Here is a 22,832-nt window from a genome sequence, read left to right as displayed (position 1 = left end):
CAAAATAGGCATCTTTTGCGTTTTGCATTAAACTCACAATGGCTTTACCGGAATACAGATATCAACGATGAATTTATGCTCAGGATGTTCGCTGTAATCATTGTGATAGTATTCGTAAGTGGGATTGTCGTCCGGTTGATAGCCGCTTTCGGTCAACCAGGCACACATCGTGTTCCATGCCTCTTCAAACTCTGTTTCCTTTATTTCGAAGCGACCTACGGCATACTTACCAGCAGGAAGTGTTGATTTACTAATTTCACCCTCTACTTTTATTTCGCTTTTTACAATGATACTTGCATCTTGACGCACCTTTTCAATGGTTGTAATTGCAGGATCGTCCCGATAAACAGTTATCGTTTTGGTTTCCGGTGTTACCAGACCGCGAGGAATTGCCCAACGGAAGAGTTTTTCGTATGCCTGACCTATCTTATTGAACGCCCCTGTATGGCGACAGTAGATCAGATTTAACTCCGGCATTTGCTTAACTTCAATTTTTGTGTCCATAATGATTAATTTATTAAATTCGACACTGCAAAGTTGAATATTTACTTGTTGCGGGTGTTTGCCGATCTTGCTGACTGCTTTGCAATTCTTGCCATAGCGAATACCATCCTTCAAATAGATTGCTTTTTCTTGCTCTCTAAATTCTTTAGGAGTCAAGCCGAAATAAGTTTTGAATGTACGACTGAATGAAGAGACATTTGCAAAACCACAATGAAAAGCAATGTCTCTTACCAAAGTATTGGTATCGACAAATAATAATAAAGCCGCTTTTTCGAGTCTTATACGCGAAACAAATTCGTTAGGAGTTTCGCCCACGATATAGGTGAAAATCCGATGGAAATGATAGGGCGAAAATGACGCTATCTCTGCCATCACGCCTAAGTCTATCTGTTTGTCTAGATTTTGTTGGATATAATCCATCACCCGGTTAATACGTGCGCGGTATTCTATGCGGCTATTTTCTTGTATATTCATAATCAGCAAAAGTAATCGAAAGGAAGGAAATGGAATATTCTATTCTTGCTAAGTTTGTTTAGATAGAGCCCGCTTCAACATGCTTTTCACTACTATTTTATGGAATGGTTGGATGATAGCGAAATACACATTACCCAATCGGTTATTGAAATGTACTACTGTTATAAGCGATACATTCTTTTTATTATTATCTGTATTTGCGATATGTACAGATAAGTAGGCATTCAGGTGTTTGTCTTCCAATAGCAATACGGTTTCATGATTGTTTTTGTCAGGTACGGATATGAATCCGGATTTACCACCGGTACGAATACAGTCTTTTAACTCCTCAGTCCTTTCATTGCTTCCTTTTAACCCTACAAATTGAACCATGAAATTGCGTAATCTAAAAAGAGCTTTTACCCATGCCGGCATATCGGTAAAGAAACTGATAATAATATCGTCTGGTGAAGGGGATGTATTGCCCGCTACTTCACAAGCAAATACATCCGAATAGTTTGCCGGAAGATACTTATTTGCCAAACTATCTGTTGGGATTGGAGTGCATTTTATTATCATACTATCCTTTTATTACTTTCCTATAATCTCCGTCTTTCTTTTTCGTGAATCCATTACTTAATAGTGCCTTTACCGAAAAAATGTTCTCTTCGGAAGGGTCTGCCGCTATCTCACATCCGCCTAAAGAAATGATTTTTTGTTCTAACTGCCGGATAACGATTTTGCTGATGCCTCTATTCAGATACTCTTCTTCTCCAATCAGGTAACCGATTTCGTAGGTATGGTTTTTCTCTGTTATGTCTCCATACAAATCCTCGAAATCATGCCCCTGCTCTTCCAAGTCTTTCAGAAAGAAGCAGTCGGCATAAAGGCAATAGCCTATTTTGTGGTTATTGTGGTAGACAATGAAGTGCGTCAGAAAATCGTACTTGCTGTCTTTGTTATTGACTTCTTCCAACCAAGACTTTCGTTGTTCCTCACCATCGGGACACAGCCATTTGTAGATATAGTCTTTATTCAGCCATTCTTCAAATAGAGGTAAGTCTTCTTCCAATAGAGGTTTTAATGCGATATCCTCCATCTTCAATCCTTCTTCCAACGCTTTAAGTTCGATAAGAACTCGCGAAGAATCGGGCGCGCTTCGTCCGGTGTAAAGTTGTTTCCTGTTTCTTTGTTCCAGTGATCGATGTATTGCAGATTGGTTTCCATCATCTCGTCCATCGTTACGTCACGGGTGAATGCTCCGTTCTGGTAACAATAGTGGCAATAGTCCTCGTTGGGAGTTCCGTCGGCATTCGTACCAAACTCTTCTGCTGTCCTCATATTCATGCCGCAGCTTTGACAGATTGGGTCGTTCATATTTTGTTCTTTATTTACCATAAAACTTATTGAGTTGAAGTTACTGTAATAGCGACCGGATTGGGCCGTAAATCTTAATAGTATAAAGTCTCCGCCGTCCACTCCACCTTGATAATAGATGGAGAAGTCGTCTTTCCAGATAGCCTTTTTAGTGTCCGGATCATCAACAACCTCCATTGTTCCTTTTAGCATCACTCCCTCGAAAGAGTCTTTGTCGTAAAAGTAAATACAGGCTTTCGGATTGTTCCGGTATTGCTTGATTCGCACAGACAGGCTGTTGGTGTGCCAATAAAATGTCTGGATACCTTCCTGTTTAACAGGTGCCAACATCGCTTTTGTGTTTGGGAAGCCATCTTCATCCACAGAACTTATAAAGCTAACGTTCTGTTTGCGGATCATTTGCTCGATTGTTTCCGTAATGTTTTTCATTGCTCTGATTGTTTAAGTGGAGTAAACAGCTCTATCAAATTCTCTTCCGGGTCATACAGGTGGACGACACGCATTCCCCAGCCGGGCATATCCGTTGGTTGGTTAATAAATTTAATTCCTTTCGCCGAAAGCGCTTGATAAGTCTCATCTACATTTTCTACCTCAAAGGATATCATTGACTTTTCACGATAGCCTGTGGGTAGCGCTTTGTCGGCATTACCAACGGCGGGAGCCATCAGGTCGGATGTGAATATGGCAAGTCCTTCTATTCCGTCGGCTACTTTGAACGAGGCATAGCATTCTTCAACATCCCAGGCGGCTTCCAGGCCAAGCTGCTGGGTATAAAAATCGAAACACTTGCGATAGTCTTTAACTAATAGTCTTACGTTGTTGAATTTCATATCTATCTATTTTTATTGGTTGTTTAATCATTAGAATGTTATTTCGGCAAAAAACCATTCTTATAATACAGGTAGCTTTCTTCTATTACTTCAGGGGTATCTGCTTCTAAAACATAGAGAACTTCACGGCAAAACTCCAAAGGAGCAGTGCCATTGGCGGTAACGATATTTCCGTCTCTAACGGCTTGTTTGTTGATATAGTTGGCTTCGCCTGTGTATTTTTCTCCGGCATATTGTTTTAGGTAATCTAATCCGTTGCTTGTGTGCTTTACATTATTGAGAATACCATTTGCTCCGAGAAATACCGAAGCATTGCATATTCCGGCAACTAACTTGTTCTCTTTAGCGGTTTTCTCCACGAGCGGAACAATTTGCGCCGCTTCGGGCGAGAACCAATGCATACCGCCAATCAATACCAGTCCGGCATGGTCTGTCGGTATATCATTCAGATCGTAATCGGGCAATACCTTGAATCCGCCCATCGACATGATAGGATCTTTCGTGATAGACATTGTTTTTACTGTGTACTTGATTGGACCTCCGGGCTTAACACCTATATTCAGACAGGTGGAGATATAAGCTCCTTCCCAATCTGCAAACTCGTTTAAGAGTACGAAAATTACTTCTTTCTTGTTCATTGTGTATTTATTTAATTACGTTTTCTAACCAATTCTCTAAATAATTCAACTGCTCCTCTGTATGGAAATAATGCTCTCCCCCCGGCATAATATCTACCGTACAACCATTTTGTATTGCGAATGAATCAAGAACATATTTTTCTGTCAGACTATCATTTTCACCATACAGAATAAATGTAGGACTATCCCACTTGCCGACAGGATTGTTTCGGACATATTCATAGTAATCCCACGACAGCGTCTCCCCAAAAGAAGTTTCATGTTCTTCCTTCTCTTTCAACTCTTCTTCCGATATATTTGACCACTTCATCATATTCTGTATCAACCGTTTCATATCGAGAATGGGAGAAAGGAAAAGGCATTTCTCAAACTTTATATCCCGGTATGCCAATAGACTGAAATAGGCTCCTATGCTGCACGCATACAAAGATATATTATTGTATTTATTTTTAATGAATGAGTACACTTCTTTCAAATCATGTACGCTATTCTGAACAGTACATGGATATGGTTCGGAGGTACGTTCTCCATGTTCAGACAAATCAAAACTCAAAACCTGATAGCCTGATCTCCCCGCAATGTTTACGAAATGTTCAGCCTCTTCTTTCCTTGAATATTTGCCATGTACATACAGATATAACTTATCGGAAGCAGAACCATACAGGATGGCAGGAATATTGTTTATCCGGATTTTCTCTTGAACGGGTTTGCTCTTGCCCATTTCTTCCAGTTTTTTCAAATCCTCTTTATCTACTTCCCGCAATTCATACCCGCTGTGAAAGATACGCTGTGCTTCAAGCGAAATACAGGGTATTGTTCTGCCTTCAAATAATGCTTCAGAGAAATATTCAGCTTTAAAATGATACCAGCCTCCTTCCAGATCTGCTTGCTTTGCATCGCCCGAATCGCTGATTATTAACGGATGAATATCGATATGTCCATGTATGGGATGAGATAATTCTACCCGAGCCGGTCGCCAGTCAGTCGTAATTTGATACCCAAGTTCTTCTAGCTTGTCAATCAATATAGTTTCAGAAGTTGCATCGAAGTCAATATCAACATCCCGGTGTTCTCTAGTTTGCTCACCAATAAGGATATCAACACCCCAACCTCCGTCAACCCAGTAACGGATGTTTAGTTCTTCTAACATATCCAAAATCATAAAAAGACTTTCTTTATCGGTAAGTTCTTTTTTTATTATATTATTCTTTTTACTCATTTCTCTGCTACGATAAACTTACACAAAGAAAAAGACTAAATTTTGAAGGACAAAATATCTATATAGGTATTGATGTTCATTTAAAGAGTTGAAAGGCTTCAACTTTCACAAATGGAGCCGTAGAGTGAAAATTATGAAGGTGTTACTTTTGGTAAAGAGAAAGAACAGGAAGAAAAGCAACGACAACGGAAAACAAAAAGAAGAAAACCGGGTAGGTAGATATAAGTTCATCTATGACATATTTAAGATTAAGATTTAAAATGAAATATTTTCCTTTTCAAAGTCCCCCAAGGAGTTGGTGAGGGGACATTCGAAAAGAAAAATATTTGTTGGAGAGAGTTCTGTGTGAAACTTAGGTGCTTTTACTGGAATCCGCCTGCTTTTCAAATTCCTGCCAAGTCTGGAAATCCATGTGGCTACGGACAAATTCCTGTACATCGGAAGTGCGGTAGTAGGTTTTGTGAGCGATCATGAAATAGGGTAATTTCTTACTTGTCCTATATCGTTGGAGCGTTCTATACGATACTTTCAGGAGAAATGCCAAGTCTTGGTTATCCAACAGTTTTTCCTCTTCGCTGAATACTTCGCTTGTGTTAATCAGGGATTTTAAGTCCTGACCAATTTCATTCAATTTCTTGGATAGCTTCTCCATCCATTTATCAAAATCTTCATTATTGATATACATGATTTTACTTGTTTTGAAATTAATAACTCAATTAATTCCAATGCATTGGTACGACAAAGCTCGGTAGAATGAAATAATAAAAATAGAGGTATCTGGTACAGACCCTCTATTTCGAATTTATAAGGAATAGTATATCAGCTAATTACAAAATCATCTTTTTCCATCTTTATCTTTTTGGACTTTTCGTTTATTGTATTCTTTTACAAGGACTGACTTTAAAGCATCAAGTGTTTTAGTCAAGTTATAGGGCTTTCGTTTAAAAAGTTCCCTTTGGCAATCATAAATGTCATTGAAACTAAATCCGAAGCTCTGTTCAAAGACATTGGCAAATGCTATTTTCGAAGGATTTTTACCTGCTTCATTAATACCACCCAACAATTCTATAGAAGTGAGTAATTCTGTCATACCCATTATTCCTAGATTCGGAAATTTAGGGATGAGTGATAAAGTGGATTTGAATGTTTGCTCAATTGGTTGTTGTAATGGTTGTAAAAAGTGGAATTTGAGTTTAAGTAGTTCTATTTCGGATTCAAGGAGCAAAATTACCTTTTTTAGGAAGGTGAATTTCAGGGCATTTTTCCCCCTTCCCATACTGACAAAGCAATTCTATAGATACTAACTCAATACGAGTAATACTCAGTATCCGAAAGATTTCTATGTGGCTCTGTTCGGATTGGCTGACATTTCTTACTTGTTCCAAAAAACAGCCATAGGCACTTTTCATTTCTTCGTTTGTGACTTGCGCAGGTTCAGATAATAACCTGATTAACCTTTCTCTTAGCAGTTCGTTCATAAGCATAAAATTTTAAAGTGAATATTTATGATCAGACCGAAGTCCTGTTTTATGCTAAATGAAAAATCGTTATCTTATATATCCAAATCTCCTTTCCCATTTCTGATACTCCAAGAGAGTATTCAATTAGTTTTTTCATAAGCAAAGAGTCCTTGGTTCAAACATGAAATGTTAATAAGTTAAATATAAGACACATGTGAAAAACCGTGAATGCTTTTTGCTTGAGATTTACTCGCAATTTGCATACAGATTAATCTATTTGGATGAGAAGGGTTTATCAGCAGGAGAGCGTGAATACAAGCACCTTCAAACCAAAGTTCCCCCCCCTTAGGGTATTTATATTTTGCTTATGTATATTATTAAGTATAAGAGGGTGGTATCAGATAAAAAATAGTCGGGAAAGTAGAAAGCTATTTTCAAAACTGACTTCTTTCTCGACTATTCTAAAGATATTTAGTAAAAGCTGCTCTTTTTGTTTTTTTGTAAAAAATGGAATATTAACGTTGTCATAGCAGGGGATTATTTAGACTATTTAACATTAAAATAATAAAACTTTCGTAAAGTATCAGACTCCACTCTCAGAAATAACACGGGCGGTTTTGTCATAACTGTTTTGAAGAACTGTTTTTACATCCATTGTTTCCCAATAGCTCCGGTTAAACAGTTCAACAGAGAGGCCGCCACGGAAGCCGGATTCGTAAAGGATAGGCAAGACCTCCCTGAAAGGACAGATACCTTCACCGGGGAATACACGGTCGGAGTCTCTTAGCTCATTGCGTGGGGGTTGAGCCGGATAATCATTGATGTGAAAGACCGGCAAGATGGAACCATTGATCTGGCGCAGCGATTCGAAAGAATTGCCTCCCCGGAAGAGATGATAGAAGTCGAGCAGCATGGTTGCTTTCGGATGAGCGGCACCTATGGTGATAGCAGCGGTATCAGAAAGTTTATTCAATGCACCTGCTCCCCATAATTCAAGGATAGGAGTTACACCTACCTGATCGCCGATTTCCAATATTTTACGGTAGCGTTCGGCATAGACAGGAAGTTTTTCCTTTTCGATACTACGAATACCTTGTACCGGGGCGGCGATGAATTTACCTCCAAGCCGTGCTGTCAACTCCATATCTCGCCACACGATATTCAATGCTTCGGCACGGAGAAGATCGTCGTCGGAGATCCAGTTACTGAAACCGATCATATTTTCCAATAGTAGGTTTCCCTTTTTCATTCGTTCGGCCAACGCTTCGGGTGAACCGCCGCGTTTGATGTAATCTTCCACATCGCGAACCCACAGTTCAATACCGTCGAAACCAGTTTCAATACATCGGTCAATCTGCTCCTCTACTCCCAGCTTATATCCTTGGATAGTAGAGGTGTTAAGACTGATACGAAAAGGAAGATCCTTTGCCGATGTAACGTTTTTAGCTTTATCTGTAGATGCCTGTACACAGGAACTGACACCCAGAAAGCTACTACCCAGAAGTGCCAGTCCGGAACTTTTGAGCATTTCCCGTCTTGATAATTTCTTTTCAAACATAGTATTTTTATTTATATAGTATTAAATACTCAAGAGCATTTCAGGACCAGTGCCAGAATCGATCTATTAAGTTTACATGTTAACCATTTCTCGAAGGGATACCCGGAACAGAGATAGTTCCTTCTTGATATTCTTTGACTGGACCGAGAGCATACTCGGTAGGTCCGTAACGCAAATTCGAAGACATCATTTCTTCCCAAGTATAAGGTTTTCCGGTATAGGCAGATTCCCTACCGAGTATGGCGACTTGAGTAGAATAAGCAAGATCTTCCGCCTGATTGATCTTCTTATTCAGGCGAATCGATTCGACCAGATGGATATGTTCCTGTTCGTAAGGATTGCGTACCGGTTTGTTGGCATAGTCGTATTTCCAAAGCGTATTACCGCTGTAATCGACAATTTCGATGTTATTCTCATCGTTGAGCAGGGCTACTCCTTTCGCGCCCAATATCCGTTCCGAAACATTACTGTCGCATCCGGAAATCTGACGGGCTGATGCAAGCATTCGTTTGTTATCATCATAAACATAATCAATACTGAAAAAATCGAAAATATCTCCTGATTCGCGACGGGCACAACCACCGTAACCAACAGCATGGGCCGGACGTTTACCCATAAACCAGGTAGCAATGTCAATATTATGAACAGTCTGGTCAAGGATATGATCACCACTCAGCCATTTAATATTGAACCAATTGCGAATGCAGTATTCCATATCGGTCCATTCGGGGCGGCGAAAACGGTTCCACCCACCACCTGTGTTCCAGTGAGCAGTGGCGGCTACGACCTCACCGATAATACCATTGCATATTTGCTGGTATGCTTCCCAGTAATCCCGACGATGGCGCCGCTGATTTCCCGTGATGACCGTCAGACCTTTACTCGCAGCAACCTTTGCTGCAGCTAACACAGTGCGGATTCCGGTCGGGTCGACTGCAGCTGGTTTTTCTATAAACACATGTTTTCCAGCCTCTACTGCTGCCTTGAACTGTTCGGGATGAAAATGAGTCGGGGTACAGATTAGTACCACATCGACACCTCCGTCTGCCTCCATTGCTTTTTTATAGGCATCGAATCCCAGGAAACAATTTGCGTCGGCGACCGGATTGTTGGATTGTTCTACCAATATTTTCCTGCATTCCGCCATACGGTCTGGAAAGACATCTGCTAATGCTACTATCGACACATTCGGTCCTGCTGCAAGAAATTGTGTTGCAGCCCCTGTTCCCCGGCTCCCACACCCCAAAAGGGCAGCTTTTAGCGGCTTACCATCGGGGGCACTTTCAACGAATGAATACATGCCCAGTTCTTCGGCCGACAAAGAAGGAACTTTTCCTTTTTTCGTATTTCCCGAACAGGATGATGCGAATGTGGATGTCAATCCTAAGGGAAGGGCTGCTCCTAAAAGCCCTGTCCCTGCTAAAAAATCTCTTCTCTTCATATTATCTTTCTACTTTTAATCAGATTAAGTATGTAGTGTTCGAAAGAACACTACATACTCTCCTTAACAATCTTTTGCCTTTACACTTATAAACTTACATCTGATTCTTTCATTGTATCAATATCCCGAATTTTGTTTCCAGGATGGATTCTTTGTGATCTGATCGTATGGGATCGGGAACAGGTCACGAGTGTTATCCGCCTGAGCTGTTTTAAATGTCCATGCACCTTTCGAGAACTTATCCCAACGGATCAGGTCCTGCCGACGCCAGCCTTCCCAGGCAAACTCACGGCCACGTTCATCAATCAACTCATCGAGTGTCAGTGTTTCGGGAGTATAGACAGATTGTTCAGCACGTTGACGGATCAGTTGGAATCCCTCATCGTTGCAGAGTTCAGCCAGCGAAGCATTGCCACCACGCAGGATTGCTTCCGCTTTCATATAATAGATATCGGACAAACGATAGATAACGAAGTCATTGTTCATATTGCCGTTCATTCCTGACTCGTACTCATATTTCTGAATACGCGCGCCATTCCATTTACGTGCTGCTTCGAGCGATTCGACCTCGATCGTGAGATTCAATTGTTCGCCCGGCAGGTCGGGATTAGCAACCGGTTCACCTTGCGGGGTGAAGCAGGGTCCGTAAAGAAAAGTAGCTCTTTTACGGTAATCTTCGTCACTGTATATATCCATAAAAGAGGGAGTGGCACATCCACCGTTCCATCCACTTACAAGAATACCGAAGACATCACGGAAGCGTGGATGTCCCGAAAATTTATGAAAGTGGAATTCGTAGTCGCCATTTGAATTGATACCGTTCTGCATCGGCACAACAAATATATTTTCTTTACATGATTCATTATACACCTTGAATGGTTCGAGAAAATCACTTACAATCTGATAATCTTCATGTTTGATCAAGAGATTACAATATTCGATCACCTTGTTCATGTCGTTCACATCATAGGCAGAAGCACCTTTAAACACTTTCGCATTGAGATAAAGCTTCGCAAGCATTGCATACGCCATCGGCTTCGTACAACGACCGTAATTCACTGGATCCGGTTTCTCGTCGAGAAACTCTACGTTGGAAAGAATGTCGTTCAGTACCTTTTCGTAAAGCTCTGTCCGAGGTGTCTGCGGATAGGAAGTAATCTCACCTTCATAATCGGCCACATAAGGCACATTGCCGAAAAGGTCGAGCAAGATCGTATAATAGAACGAACGCAGGATGATTGTTTCCGCCCGGTAACGTCCGTACACTGTTTCATCGATAAACTCTTTGTATGTATCCAGATCGGTGATTACCCGGTTACAGGTTGTTATACCGGAATAGATAGAAACCCATAATGTATTGAGTTGTCCTAACCTCACTTCCCATTGGTGTTTATGCAGATTCTGCCATACGCCGCCATCATACCAGTCGTTTCCGGGAATACGGGTTGGCACCACGCACTCGTCGGAAGAAACGGTCTGGAATCCCCAAACTCCCCAGTGGTTCTGATAAGCCTGTAATTCAGCATACGCTGCCCCTACGGCCTGAGGGATAAGATTCGGATCGGCATAGAAATCTTTTGAAGTCATTCGTCCCATCGTGTCTTCATCCATATCGGTACATCCGGTGTTAATCAATCCCATTGTGAATGCGATCAATAACAAAAATATATAATTATACTCTTTCATAATGTAATTGCTTTTTATGATAACGATTTAGAAAGTAACATTTAATCCCAGCACATAGGAACGAACCGTCGGGAAGTAACGAGTCCGTTCGATACCCATATTGTCGACTCCGACCATATCTACTTCCGGGTCTACTCCTTTGTAACCCGTGATGGTAAACAGATTCTGTGCTGTCACATAGACCTGCATTTCCTTGATGAAATTGTTCGATTTGAACGGCACGTTATAACCTAAAGTGATATTATCCATTTTCAGGAACGAACCGTCTTCCAAATAGTAATCAGAAGGGAAACCTGCATCACGCAAAGGTGAATTCAGCGCTGATTTTAACATATTCTTTTCTTGTCCGGCGATACTCTGATTCTCCAGTGCCATCCGTCCAACATTGAATACATCATTGCCTACTACAGCACGCAATGTGAAAGAAAGGTCGAAATTTTTATACGAGAATTCATTGCTCCAACCGGCAATAAAGTCAGGTTGTGCATTTCCTACGAAACGACGATCGTCTTCGAAGGAGAAAGAGCCATCGTTATTAAGATCTTCGAATATCCATTTCCCTTCTTCTGTAAATCCCTTGAACACAGGCAGGTAAAAATCACCCACCTTTCCGCCAGGAACCAAGCGAAGCAATGGTGTATTATTTAATCCTCCCAGGTCGCCATCTCCCAGAAAACCTTTTTCTATCCATTCGGTCTGGAATTGATCGTTACTGAACTTCTCGATCCGGTTTGTATTGAAAGAGAAGTTGACCGAACTATTCCAGGAGAAATCCCGTGTACGCACGGGCACTACAGAGATGGCAAACTCCAACCCTTTACTGGAAGCGTCCCCTACATTAGCAAGCATTTCAGGATACTGGTACGGAGGAGTCGGTACTTTATAGGTGTAGAGCAGATCGGAAACCTTACGTGTGTACGCATCGATCGTCACACTCAGACGGTTATTGAATGCAGCCCAGTCGAGTCCGAGATTCCATTCAGCTTTCTTTTCCCATTTAATATCTTCATTTAGATTCTGTGTGGGGCCATAGGCGCTAATCCATTTGCCTGACGAATGATCATAATAGCGTCCCACAACTCCCATCATCGGCAGTGACTTATAACTGTCGGATGGCATATTACCCGTTACCCCAAAACCAAGACGAACTTTAAGTTCATTGATCCAGTCAACATCTTTCATAAACGATTCGTTGCTCATACGCCATCCCAGGCTGACAGCCGGAAATGTTCCCCATTTATGATTAGCGCCCAGACGGGTGGAGGCTTCGTGACGAATAGAAGCAGAAAGCAGATAACGCTCGTCATAGCTGTAATTCACACGTCCGAAAAACGATGCCAGGTTATCTTGTGAAATGAAACTTTCCATCATCCCTTGTGTCGGATTATTGATCAGATTTGAACCTGCGCCAATATTGTAATAAGAGAATACATCGGAATCGAAATTTGTATTGTTTGCTTGGAACCATTCATCGAAGTTATGTTCATAAGAATATCCTCCCAATATGACAAGGTTGTGCTTACCGAACGAATTGATATAGTCAAGAGTAGCTTCGATCGTTTCGTTCTTACGGTTATTATAACGACGGGTAGCCGATCCGTACGATGAAGTGTTCCATATTTCCCGCGATGAATACGTGCCTTGCGCCTGGTCATTATAGCGAACCGAGCCGAACAATTGTGCACGCAATCCCTCGATAATATTCACACCGATACGGGCAGACCCCTGGAAGGTGCCTCCCTTGGTATCACGATCGCTTTGCCGGAGTTGAGCTACCGGATTGGAATAATTCTGTACATCCAATTGATAGTAACCTCCTGAATCATCGCGTTCAGGATCATAAATCGGAGCAGTCGGATTATAATGGGTGGCATGTTTAAACGCCGAGTTATCGTTGTTTGACGATTCACGGTTGTATCGGCGGTAAGTCGCATCGTAAGCAATCGATATACGTCCATCAAGTAATGTCTGATTTGCGGCAAAACGCCCGATCAGTTCATTATAACCGGTCTTAATAGCAATACCCGGATTGTCTTTATAAGATAAAGATGCCCGATAATTAAATTGATTGGTTCCCCCTGTTATAGATAAATTATGCGAATGAATGAAAGGAGTACGGGTTAATTCACCAATCCAATCTGTATCGGCTCCCCGGTCGTTTCCTCCATTGGCCAGAAACTCTTCCCGATTCAGCATGTCCAGTTTGTTCAAAATAGATGAGGTTGAAATATATCCCCGGTAGGAAGTCGACATTTTTCCAGCACTCCCCCGTTTGGTTGTTACCAAAATCACCCCATTGGTACCGCGTGTACCGTATATGGCTGCCGCCGAACCATCTTTCAGAATATCGATACTTTCGATATCATCCTGTGGAATGGCCGACAAATCACCTTGCGGGATCCCATCGATAATGATCAACGGCGATGTATTTCCCTGTAAAGAGGAAGTTCCACGCAACTGAAATACATAGTCGGCATTCGGATCCCCGCTATTGGGCTTCGAGATATTCAATCCCGCAACCTTTCCCTGCATCATACCCATGGGGTTGGTCTGGACTCCTTTATTCAGGTCGTTTTCCTTCAGGCCAGCTACCGATCCGGTCAATTCTTTCTTTTTTTGCGACCCGTAACCGATAGCCACTACTTCTCCTAACAGGAAAGTATCGTCTTCAAGTAAGATCGTTAATGGAGTGGAACCGCTAGTCGTCACCTCTTTTTCCACATACCCGACATAACTGACTACCAAAGTACTTCCGGCAGGAGCTACCAGTTCGAAATTACCGTCAAAATCCGTAGCGACCCCTGTCGTAGTCCCTTTGAGAATCACATTTGCTCCAATAATCGCTTCTTTCGTCGCGGCATCCTGAACAACACCTTTGATGGTGATAGTCTGTGCTTTTACATGTTGAACACATAATAAGGTTAACACTGCACACGCAAGTAAAGAATAGAACCATCTCGGAAGAAAAATACCTTCTTTACCTTTTCGTACTTGAATATAACTTTGTCTCATAATATTATTATTAGAATTTGAGTGATAAATACTTGTGGAATAAAAAGCCGTCTCAACCGGAACAAGAAAAATATTTTCCGTCCCGGCTGATATTTGTGGTTTTTACGGCTTTTACATCGATCTGACTATCTGTAATTATTTATGTATAGTTCATAATGTCGGATATTTCCATGGCGACCTGTAAGCTGGTTTCAGGTATGCATCAGCTGCACTATTGTTGACAAATTTACGTGCTTTCGGGTCGTACACCACTCTTGTTCCCGTCCGATAGGAAATATTAGCCATATGAGCTAAAATGGTCGCAAAAGCTCCTTTTTCGATCGGGCTGTTTGTTTTAATATTCTTATTGCGGATACATTCTCCCCAGTTTGTTGCATGATCAATCACGCCTCGGTATTCGAATGGTCCTGTCATCTGGTAAGCTTGCGCTAACGGTTCACCCTCGCGTGATTTTACCGGAATCAGTTCATATCCGTCTCGGTTACATACCAATGTTCCATTGCTTCCAATCCATGCTACGCCTTGATTTCGATTGTATAAATGGGCTACCTGTTGCGCCCATTCAATGTGGAAGTTCTCGTATTCGAAAATCGTGCTCTGTACGCTCGGCGTTTCATTTGCCGATTGCGGATGTTTATAAGCACTCGAGAAAACCGCTTTCGGGTATGTACGATTATTTAGCCCCAATGCTTCCAAACCATCAAATGCCGAGTCTATCCAGTGAACACCCCAGTCGGTTTGCTGTCCGCCACCATAATCCCAGTAACTTCGCCAGTTCCGGTGGCGTGACTGGTTATAAGGACGTTCGGGGGCCGGTCCCAACCACATCTCCCAATCCATACCTGCCGGAACGGAACTGTCGCCCACAGCCGGACGTGGATTTGTACCCTGACACAACCATATATGTACTTTGAAAACATCACCAAGAACTCCCGAGCGAAGAATATCATTTGCACCACGAAAATAACGCTGGCTGGTTTGCCACAAGCCTGTGGTCACTACATTTTTATATTTATTCTGGAAATCCATCATTGCATGGCACTCGGCTATCGAATTGGCAACCGGTTTCTCCACATAGATTGCCTTGCCTGCTTTCTCTGCTTCTGCAAACATATAGGTATGCCAGTGATCGGGTGTACCGATAATAACCGCATCAATATCCTTATTCGACAGTACTTCCCGGAAGTCTTTATATAATTTCATATTTCCGGTTTGGTTCGGGAAACGTTTTTTGAAATCAGCAGCCTGGCTTTCCAAACGTTCCTGATTCACATCACACATCCCTAAGCAATGTGCCCATTCGTTTTGCAGAATACCATTCAGGTCGGCACACCCCATTCCTACCCCAATCACAGCCACATTTACACGATCGCTCGGTGCGCTTTGTTTCATTGCTGCCATAGCCTTTGGAGTGATCAGGGAGGACATGCCCAGTCCGGCGGCTAACATGCCGGAGTTCTTTAAAAATGATCTTCGTGTTGTCATTCGTTATTAGATTTTTAATTAATACTATCCTCGACTTGAAATTCTATAGGTTTCTGATCCAAATGTTTCGGAAAGCCACCTCAGTACCATGATCCTGCAGGGTCAGTGGCATACGTCCGTGAGGTGTATAGTTAGGTAATCCGATATAAGGAGTTGAACCGTTCAGTACATAATTGTTCTGGATAAGGATACCGTTCAGTACGACAGAGACCATTGCCGGCTCTTTAAGTTCTCCTCCGGTTGTAAAACGGGGACCTCTCCAATAAATGTCGTACACCTGCCATTCGCCGTTTATAGTATAGGCATTCACCTCGGGCGCTTTTTGTTTGTATACGCTACCCACCATACCGTTCACATATGTTGGATTGTTATCTCCATCAAGCACCTGTATTTCATAACGGCTTTGTAACATGATACCACTATTGCCACGGTCTTGTCCGTTGTGTGGTCCGGGACTCGGCGATTTAAACTCAATATGTAGCTGGCAGTCGCCGAAAAATTCTTTTGTTTTTATTGTTCCTTTTCCCGGTACAACGATCAATTCGCCGTTTTGAACTTTCCATTCTGCCGGTCCTGGATTTTCACGATCTGCTGACTCCCATTGTGACAGATCTTTTCCATCGAACAGGATAATCGCATCGGATGGAGGTGCACCGGGAACTTTGCCTGGTTTAACTTTTGGCGGTACAGGATAGTGCCATTCTGTACTTTTCGGATCCCAGCGTTGCTGTTGCTGTCCCTGGGCCATCATGGAAGTAATGCCACTCAAAAGGCATAACATTACAAATGTTTTTCTTACCATAACATATTATTTTTTAAGATTAAAATGATGGGACAAAGCTAAGGCGGCACCTCCCGTTCTTCGTGCTTTCCTTTTATCTAAAAATGGTAAATTCATCTCAAAATACTCTTTAATCCCCTCCGTTGAAACATCAGGACAAAAATGAGACACTATGGCAAACCGTATATGATTTATTATCAGCAACCGAAGACGTTTTCGCTTTATTCAGAAGTCAGAGAGATAAAAAGATAATAGGATGATCGGCGGTCAAAATGAAGCAATAAAACTAAAGAATGAACAGAAATTACAAAATGCATATTCAAAAAACTTCTATCTTAACATCGCCAACAAAATGTTCGATAAAGATGAAGCAAATAACAAAAATAATCCTCTCGTTTCTGTTCCTGCAAATGTATTTGCCTGCTCATTCCATCCAGTATTATTTCAAACATTATCAGGTGTTGGATGGACTGAGCAATAATATTATTAACTGCATACATCAGGACCGGCATGGATTTATGTGGTTTGGTACCCGTGACGGGCTCAACCGCTTCGATGGTTATTCTTTCCGGATATTTCGTGATAATCCCGACGAATTCCAGGCTATTGGGAGCAGTTACATTGTCGGTATAGCAGAAGATAAAGAAGGAGTGTTGTGGGTAGGCACCTATAATGGTATGTTCAAATATAACGGAAACGATGAAACTTTCGAACAAATACCTTTTTCTAAGGGTATGCGAGCGACCGATCTTGCATTTGACGCGGATGGAAATCTATGGCTTTTTCTTAACAGCAGATTGGTAAAATATACTCCCGGACTCGATACTTTTCAACCTTATACGTTACCGGATAACGGTACACCAACTTCTTTTTGTATTTCGCCACAGGGAAGTGTTTGGATAACCCTGTCGAACGGGATGTTGTATGAATTGATGGAAAACGGCGAGATGAAAGGTCACGACCTCTTTGCCAATTCATCCCAAGCCACCCTTCGGAATCTGACCAGAGCCTATGCAAACCCTACCGGTGAACAAATATATGTAGGTACCTCTATTTATGGAGCTAAAATATTCGATGTACGGACAAATACTTATCATGATATCTTACAGGAAGAAGTAAAGAAAAATGAATTAACCGTACAGGGTTTTCTTCAAACCTCCGAAGACGAAGTGTGGATCGCATCTGAAAGTGGATTGTTCATCTATACACCTTCTACCGGAGTATATTCAATGATACAAAAGCGTCCTTTCGATCCATACTCCCTTTCAACCAATTCTCTTTATCACCTATATCGAGACCATGAAAACGGGATATGGATTGGAACCTATGCGGGTGGAATTAATTACTACTCGCCATTCCAGCCTTTCGAAAAATACTATGCCTATCCTGCCGAGCATGTAATGAAAGGCGATCTTGTACATGACATATGTACCGACCAGTATGGCAATTTATGGATAGGGACCGAAGATGCAGGGGTCAATAAACTCGACACAAAGACAGGAATATACACAAACTTTTCTCCATCGGAAGATCCTTATAGTATTTCCCGTATGAATATCCACGGACTTGTAGCCGATGGCGATCATGTGTGGATTGGGTCGCTCAATGGGATTGAGTTGATTCATATCCTGACTGGTAAAGTGATCAAAAGGTATGAACTACCTGAAAGCTGCCAGATCGTTATTATGAAAAAACTCCCCAGCGGATTGTTGCTGGTCGGAACAGCCAAAGGTACTTATGTCTATGATGAAAAGAATGATAAATTCGGTTTGCTTCCTCAGTCACCTGTCAACAACCGGATTCAAAGCATCTTTGAAGACCATCGGGGTACAATCTGGATTGGGACTGCCAGTGTTGGGCTTTTCTACTACAATCCCCTGGTAGGCGATCATGGAGCTTTTAAGCTCGATTCTATAAATTCTTTCAGCGAAAATGTAATAAATGATATTATAGAGGATCAACAACATAATCTTTGGTTTGCGACTTTTGCAGGAGTGAAAAAATACAATCCGCAAACAGGTGAACTTATCCGGTATGATATGAAAAAAGGAATGCCCAGCAATACGACATTCAAAATTTTGCAGGATTCGTGTAATACAATGTGGATCAGCACGGCTAATGGATTAGTCAATCTGGAACCCGAGAATGGTACTATCCGGGTTTTCACACAGGATCATGGACTTATCACGAACCAATTCAATTATAATTCAGCCTGGAAAGACAACACTGGAAAGATGTATTTTGGAATGGTAAAAGGGATGATTGGTTTCCGCCCCGAGGAAATACAAATGATAAACAGGAAAGCAACCGTTTACCTGACGAAGATGAATATTTTCGATAAAACAACAGGAACAAGTATTCCGGCATTTCCGATCTCCTTTACCAATCATGTGCAGTTAGGATACGATCAGTCAACATTCAGCATCGATTTCTCATCACTCAGTTACATAGCACCCAATATTACCGAATATACTTTCCGAATGGAGGGGCTTGACAACAACTGGAATTATCTGAAAAACGCTCATACTGCCTATTACACTAAACTTTCCCCAGGAAAATACACTTTCCAGGTAAAAGGTGCCAATGTATCAGGCATATGGAATGATGAAACAGCCGAATTACATATTACTGTAGACCCACCGTGGTGGAAATCGACCATGGCTTATACGATCTATTTTCTTCTTTCTGTTATCCTCGCTCACCTGATTGTTAGATATTTTTGGTTACAGAATAAACAAAAGATGGAACGTAGCATCAAACTATTTGAGGATAAAAAAGAGAAAGAACTTTATCAGGCCAAAATAGATTTTTTTATCAATGTTGCCCATGAGATACGAACACCGCTAACGCTTATTAAGTCTCCATTAGAGAAGGTGATGAAAGATAACTCTATCAGTACCGAAGCACAGGGTTACTTAAATTCAGTAGAGAGAAACGCCAATAGGGTCTTAAATCTGGTCAATCAGCTACTTGATTTCCGAAAAACAGAACTGGAAGGTTATCGGCTCTCTTTTATAAAAGTAAATATTACTGATTTGCTGAATGATATATGTACCCGTTTCCGGCATACCGCAGAACAGCAAAACTTAAGGTTCGATATACATAGTCAGATTAATAACGCCGATGTATATATCGACAGAGAAGCCTGTACGAAGATCATCAGTAATATGCTGACAAATGCACTCAAATATGCGGAAACTAAAATCATAATTATTCTGAAATACTCAAAAGGACAGGACTCATTTATACTTGATGTAAGCAATGATGGGCAAAAAATATCTGCGGAAATATCTGAAAAGATATTCGAGCCTTTCTACCGTGGTGAAGAATCAGCACATAAACCGGGGACAGGATTAGGACTACCTCTCGCACGGTCATTAGCCAAAATGCATCAAGGCACACTTGAATTGATAGACGATAGGTCTTTTAATACCTTCCGTTTGATACTACCTGTTAACCAACCGGATTCTATCCGACTAAACGGAGAAGAAGCATACGAGAGCACAGAGGTGTCCGACCAGAATCTGAAAATGTACCACTCAGAGCCTGATCGACCTGCTATTCTAATTGTAGAAGATAATAATGAAATGCAGGATTTCGTTGCGCAGGAAGTCAGTACTCTTTATAATGTTTTTACGGCCTTCAATGGGAAAGAGGCTCTTCATTTACTTCAGGTAAATACCGTTCAGTTGGTTATAAGTGATATCATGATGCCTGTTATGGATGGGCTGGAGCTATTGAAAACAATTAAAATGGATATCGAATACAGTCATCTTCCGGTGATCTTATTGACAGCCCGCAATACCGATCAATCACGCCTTCAAGGGCTCGAGTTAGGAGCAGATGCCTATATTGACAAACCCTTTTCGATGGATATTCTCCTAGCACAGGTGACAAATCTTCTTAATAACCGTAACAACATCCGCAAGTTCTATTTCAACTCGCCCATTGCTAATATGAAATCAATGGCTTATAGCAAGGCTGATGAAAACTTTCTGGAACGGCTAAATAATATCATCTTAGAAAATATTGCAGAAATGAATCTTGATGTGGAAATGTTGGCCGATAAAATGAATATGAGCCGCCCTACACTTTACCGGAAGATTAAAGCAATCTCTAATCTTTCTCCCAATGATTTGATTCGTATTACACGTTTAAAAAAAGCAGCAGAACTCATGACAAAAGAAAAAATGAAAATATATGAAGTAGCAGAAGCAGTCGGGTTTAACTCACAATCATACTTTGGCAAAGCATTTCAAAAACAATTTGGAGTTACCCCTACTGAATACATTAAATCAAATTAGGAATGGAGGAAATATATTTACTACTTTTATTTTATAGAATGTATTAGATATTCGTTAGGTTTCCCAAATCTATTTAAACGATTTGGTCAAAATGAATCCTAAAAATATACTATGAGAAGATGAAAAAGGTCGAAATTCTCGACCTTGATAAAAGCAATAGAAATTATTTCCTCTGCTTATAATACTTCGCCAAGCCATCCAATTCTCCCCTGACCTTATTCACTTCCGTAAAAATCTTCTGGTTAAGAACTTTCGCATAAATCTGTGTAGTAGTGATATTTGTATGACCTAACATTTTAGAAACACTTTCGATAGAAACGCCTTTGGTCAACATAATCGTCCCGAAACTGTGACGACCGCAATGTGTTGTAAGCCTTTTGTTTATGCCGCATAAAGAGGCGATTTCTTTCAAATATTCGTTCATCTTTTGGTTGGTATGAATGGGTAGGAGTTTTCCATCTTCTAATCCTCTGTATTTTTTTAGAATAGACAAAGGAACATCTAACAGAGGAATATTTGCCTGAACAGAAGATTTCTGGCGGGTTAGCTGTATCCACTTCTGCCCAAAGCTATCTTCTATAATATTATCTTCTGTTAGATTGGCTGCATCTATATAAGCCAATCCTGTGAAAATTTGGAATAAAAAGACATCTCGTACTTCTTCTAATCGCTTCGATTCAAATTTCTTATTCATCAACTTCTTGATTTCAGGTTCAATCAAAAACTCCTTTTTTACAGGTTTATACCCCAATGTGTAATCATCAAAAGGATCAATAGTAATATATCTGTTTTTAAGTGCGTTGGTGACAATTTGTTTCAGATAACGTAGATGCTTGACCGTTGAGTTATGCCCGCATCCACAGACCGATTTCAAATAAACCTCATAATCAGTTACGAACTGAAAATCTATATCGCGGATTGGCATATCTTCTTTCTTGTATTTATATACCATAAAATCGCCAACACGTTTTCTGGTTGCCAGATATTTAGCGAGAGTAGTATCACGAATTGTTTTCCCGACAAGGTTTCGTTTCTGTTCTACCTTTATATCATATAAAGATAATACTGTGTGCTTACGAACTATTTTACCCAAATAGGTATCCCTAAGCTTATCAGCAGTAACATAACCGTCTTTTTCAAGAATAGCTTTGTAGTGTTTATCTAATGCTATTTTTATTTTATCCAAAGAGTCATTGATTTGTTGGACTTCTTTGGTTTTACCCATAACTTTCCCAAGTGGATTCCACATTTCAGGCTTAACGAATTGCAGAGAACTGAATTCTGCTTTTTCTCCACCAATACTGATTCTGACCATGATGTTGGTTAAACCATCTTTGTTTAATTTCTTCTTTCTGATAAGAAAAAGGATTCGATACGTACTTTTCATTGCTCATTCTTTTTTAATGATTCGACAAAATTATTCATGATCACTTAAAGAATAAAGCTCTTAAATAAGCCAATTTAGGTCATTATAAGTCACTAGTTACCAGCGATTAAAATGCGAAAAAGTGACCCAAAATCGACCAAGCCGTTTCACTCACTTTTTGGTCACTCAACTGCTGTCCTAAATTGTCTTTTATTGTCCGAGGGTAGAATAAAAAAAGTCTGCTAATCTACTGACTAACAGACTTTTTGTCTTTTATTGGCTTCTCCTGTCTTCTTTGGAATTTGCCATTTTGTGGGCGTTGACGGATTCGAACCGCCGACCCTCTGCTTGTAAGGCAGATGCTCTGAACCAGCTGAGCTAAACGCCCTTTTTGTTGTTGCATTTCCTCTGAAAAGCGATGCAAAGATAGGGCTTTTTCTTTTATCTCCAAATGTTATTGGAAAATATTTTAGAAAAAAATGTTGGAAAGGGGTGGGGGACGAGGTTTTTTGAGGGGGGAGGATTGTTTTTCTCAATCAGGAGCAGGAGGAGGGGATGTGGAAATCCTGTTTTATTTTGCCTACCTTTGGAGATATATTCTTTAATGATAAAAAAGTTCAAAGTCTAAGTAACTGTTAGGAAATTATCGTAAAGAGTTATGATAAGGTTGAAAAACATTGGGTATCAGTTGTTTAAGTAGATATTTATTCGTAAATTT

The 22,832-nt window shown here is 40.8% G+C and carries 17 protein-coding genes, 1 tRNA gene and 2 pseudogenes; 2 read left to right on the top strand and 18 right to left on the bottom strand.

Annotation, left to right across the window (positions count from 1 at the left end; translation table 11 throughout):
- Positions 1 to 33: 33 nt before the first annotated feature.
- From M2470_RS17930 to M2470_RS17895, 8 genes and pseudogenes are all read right to left on the bottom strand, one after another.
- Complete coding sequence (locus tag M2470_RS17930; protein ID WP_280746341.1) at positions 34 to 978, bottom strand: GyrI-like domain-containing protein; 945 nt, start codon at positions 976 to 978, stop codon at positions 34 to 36.
- 48 nt (positions 979 to 1,026) lie between these two features.
- A complete protein-coding gene (locus M2470_RS17925; RefSeq protein ID WP_280746340.1) occupies positions 1,027 to 1,536 on the bottom strand; it encodes a DUF2867 domain-containing protein in 510 nt (169 codons plus the stop codon).
- A 1-nt stretch (position 1,537) separates the two neighbouring features.
- Complete coding sequence (locus M2470_RS17920; RefSeq protein ID WP_280746339.1) at positions 1,538 to 2,056, bottom strand: GNAT family N-acetyltransferase; 519 nt, start codon at positions 2,054 to 2,056, stop codon at positions 1,538 to 1,540.
- 2 nt (positions 2,057 to 2,058) lie between these two features.
- A complete protein-coding gene (locus M2470_RS17915) occupies positions 2,059 to 2,334 on the bottom strand; it encodes a zinc ribbon domain-containing protein (protein WP_280746351.1) in 276 nt (91 codons plus the stop codon).
- 15 nt (positions 2,335 to 2,349) lie between these two features.
- Positions 2,350 to 2,763, bottom strand: a pseudogene (locus tag M2470_RS17910) (pyridoxamine 5'-phosphate oxidase family protein); the annotation flags it as partial.
- Complete coding sequence (locus tag M2470_RS17905; protein ID WP_280746338.1) at positions 2,760 to 3,164, bottom strand: VOC family protein; 405 nt, start codon at positions 3,162 to 3,164, stop codon at positions 2,760 to 2,762. The pseudogene M2470_RS17910 and the gene M2470_RS17905, both read right to left, overlap by 4 nt.
- 38 nt (positions 3,165 to 3,202) lie before the next feature.
- Positions 3,203 to 3,802 carry a type 1 glutamine amidotransferase family protein gene (locus M2470_RS17900; protein WP_280746337.1) on the bottom strand — a complete coding sequence of 200 codons (600 nt, stop codon included), beginning with the start codon at positions 3,800 to 3,802 and terminating at the stop codon, positions 3,203 to 3,205.
- A 721-nt stretch (positions 3,803 to 4,523) separates the two neighbouring features.
- Positions 4,524 to 5,021, bottom strand: a pseudogene (locus tag M2470_RS17895) (aminoglycoside adenylyltransferase); the annotation flags it as partial.
- Positions 5,022 to 5,154: 133 nt separating this feature from the next.
- On the opposite strand from M2470_RS17895, the gene M2470_RS17890 reads away from it, so the two are divergent.
- A complete protein-coding gene (locus M2470_RS17890; RefSeq protein ID WP_280746336.1) occupies positions 5,155 to 5,280 on the top strand; it encodes a hypothetical protein in 126 nt (41 codons plus the stop codon).
- A gap of 93 nt (positions 5,281 to 5,373) precedes the next feature.
- On the opposite strand, the gene M2470_RS17885 is transcribed toward M2470_RS17890, so the two are convergent.
- The 8 genes from M2470_RS17885 to M2470_RS17845 form a co-directional block, all read right to left on the bottom strand.
- Positions 5,374 to 5,706: a helix-turn-helix domain-containing protein gene (locus M2470_RS17885; RefSeq protein ID WP_280746335.1), complete on the bottom strand. Its 333-nt coding sequence runs from the start codon at positions 5,704 to 5,706 to the stop codon at positions 5,374 to 5,376.
- Between the two features lie 150 nt (positions 5,707 to 5,856).
- Positions 5,857 to 6,297 (bottom strand): hypothetical protein, encoded by a 441-nt coding sequence (locus M2470_RS17880; RefSeq protein ID WP_280746334.1) that lies wholly within the window; start codon positions 6,295 to 6,297, stop codon positions 5,857 to 5,859.
- 767 nt (positions 6,298 to 7,064) lie between these two features.
- Positions 7,065 to 8,039 (bottom strand): sugar phosphate isomerase/epimerase family protein, encoded by a 975-nt coding sequence (locus M2470_RS17870; RefSeq protein WP_280746332.1) that lies wholly within the window; start codon positions 8,037 to 8,039, stop codon positions 7,065 to 7,067.
- A gap of 79 nt (positions 8,040 to 8,118) precedes the next feature.
- Entirely contained in the window at positions 8,119 to 9,480 is a 1,362-nt protein-coding gene (locus M2470_RS17865) for a Gfo/Idh/MocA family oxidoreductase (RefSeq protein WP_280746331.1), read from the bottom strand.
- A gap of 117 nt (positions 9,481 to 9,597) precedes the next feature.
- A complete protein-coding gene (locus M2470_RS17860; RefSeq protein ID WP_280746330.1) occupies positions 9,598 to 11,166 on the bottom strand; it encodes a RagB/SusD family nutrient uptake outer membrane protein in 1,569 nt (522 codons plus the stop codon).
- 27 nt (positions 11,167 to 11,193) lie between these two features.
- Positions 11,194 to 14,178 (bottom strand): TonB-dependent receptor, encoded by a 2,985-nt coding sequence (locus tag M2470_RS17855; protein WP_280746329.1) that lies wholly within the window; start codon positions 14,176 to 14,178, stop codon positions 11,194 to 11,196.
- Between the two features lie 150 nt (positions 14,179 to 14,328).
- Positions 14,329 to 15,663 carry a Gfo/Idh/MocA family oxidoreductase gene (locus tag M2470_RS17850; protein WP_280746328.1) on the bottom strand — a complete coding sequence of 445 codons (1,335 nt, stop codon included), beginning with the start codon at positions 15,661 to 15,663 and terminating at the stop codon, positions 14,329 to 14,331.
- Between the two features lie 43 nt (positions 15,664 to 15,706).
- Positions 15,707 to 16,465 (bottom strand): DUF1080 domain-containing protein, encoded by a 759-nt coding sequence (locus tag M2470_RS17845; RefSeq protein ID WP_280746327.1) that lies wholly within the window; start codon positions 16,463 to 16,465, stop codon positions 15,707 to 15,709.
- Between the two features lie 344 nt (positions 16,466 to 16,809).
- Here M2470_RS17845 and M2470_RS17840 point away from each other — a divergent pair, with 344 nt between their 5' ends.
- A complete protein-coding gene (locus M2470_RS17840; RefSeq protein WP_280746326.1) occupies positions 16,810 to 20,748 on the top strand; it encodes a hybrid sensor histidine kinase/response regulator transcription factor in 3,939 nt (1,312 codons plus the stop codon).
- A 163-nt stretch (positions 20,749 to 20,911) separates the two neighbouring features.
- Here M2470_RS17840 and M2470_RS17835 read toward each other — a convergent pair whose 3' ends face one another.
- Together M2470_RS17835 and M2470_RS17830 are read right to left on the bottom strand one after the other, a co-directional pair.
- A complete protein-coding gene (locus tag M2470_RS17835; RefSeq protein ID WP_280746325.1) occupies positions 20,912 to 22,135 on the bottom strand; it encodes a site-specific integrase in 1,224 nt (407 codons plus the stop codon).
- Positions 22,136 to 22,427: 292 nt separating this feature from the next.
- Positions 22,428 to 22,502, bottom strand: a tRNA-Val gene (locus tag M2470_RS17830).
- Positions 22,503 to 22,832: the final 330 nt, after the last annotated feature.

The sequence above is a fragment of the Parabacteroides sp. PH5-46 genome (assembly GCF_029892785.1).
Lineage (GTDB): Bacteria > Bacteroidota > Bacteroidia > Bacteroidales > Tannerellaceae > DFXE01.
Note: the sequence above shows the minus strand (reverse complement) of the source record. Positions and strands in the feature narration are given on the sequence as shown.

Excerpts from the sequence above, each read along its gene's own strand:
- M2470_RS17870 (WP_280746332.1), bottom strand. The coding sequence starts at position 8,039 with ATGTTTGAAAAGAAATTATCAAGACGGGAAATGCTCAAAAGTTCCGGA.
- M2470_RS17880 (WP_280746334.1), bottom strand. The coding sequence starts at position 6,297 with ATGGGAAGGGGGAAAAATGCCCTGAAATTCACCTTCCTAAAAAAGGTA.
- M2470_RS17835 (WP_280746325.1), bottom strand. The coding sequence starts at position 22,135 with ATGAAAAGTACGTATCGAATCCTTTTTCTTATCAGAAAGAAGAAATTA.
- M2470_RS17855 (WP_280746329.1), bottom strand. The coding sequence starts at position 14,178 with ATGAGACAAAGTTATATTCAAGTACGAAAAGGTAAAGAAGGTATTTTT.
- M2470_RS17890 (WP_280746336.1), top strand. The coding sequence starts at position 5,155 with ATGAAGGTGTTACTTTTGGTAAAGAGAAAGAACAGGAAGAAAAGCAAC.
- M2470_RS17860 (WP_280746330.1), bottom strand. The coding sequence starts at position 11,166 with ATGAAAGAGTATAATTATATATTTTTGTTATTGATCGCATTCACAATG.
- M2470_RS17885 (WP_280746335.1), bottom strand. The coding sequence starts at position 5,706 with ATGTATATCAATAATGAAGATTTTGATAAATGGATGGAGAAGCTATCC.
- M2470_RS17850 (WP_280746328.1), bottom strand. The coding sequence starts at position 15,663 with ATGACAACACGAAGATCATTTTTAAAGAACTCCGGCATGTTAGCCGCC.
- M2470_RS17840 (WP_280746326.1), top strand. The coding sequence starts at position 16,810 with ATGAAGCAAATAACAAAAATAATCCTCTCGTTTCTGTTCCTGCAAATG.
- M2470_RS17930 (WP_280746341.1), bottom strand. The coding sequence starts at position 978 with ATGAATATACAAGAAAATAGCCGCATAGAATACCGCGCACGTATTAAC.
- M2470_RS17915 (WP_280746351.1), bottom strand. The coding sequence starts at position 2,334 with ATGAACGACCCAATCTGTCAAAGCTGCGGCATGAATATGAGGACAGCA.
- M2470_RS17900 (WP_280746337.1), bottom strand. The coding sequence starts at position 3,802 with ATGAACAAGAAAGAAGTAATTTTCGTACTCTTAAACGAGTTTGCAGAT.
- M2470_RS17865 (WP_280746331.1), bottom strand. The coding sequence starts at position 9,480 with ATGAAGAGAAGAGATTTTTTAGCAGGGACAGGGCTTTTAGGAGCAGCC.
- M2470_RS17845 (WP_280746327.1), bottom strand. The coding sequence starts at position 16,465 with ATGGTAAGAAAAACATTTGTAATGTTATGCCTTTTGAGTGGCATTACT.
- M2470_RS17925 (WP_280746340.1), bottom strand. The coding sequence starts at position 1,536 with ATGATAATAAAATGCACTCCAATCCCAACAGATAGTTTGGCAAATAAG.
- M2470_RS17920 (WP_280746339.1), bottom strand. The coding sequence starts at position 2,056 with ATGGAGGATATCGCATTAAAACCTCTATTGGAAGAAGACTTACCTCTA.
- M2470_RS17905 (WP_280746338.1), bottom strand. The coding sequence starts at position 3,164 with ATGAAATTCAACAACGTAAGACTATTAGTTAAAGACTATCGCAAGTGT.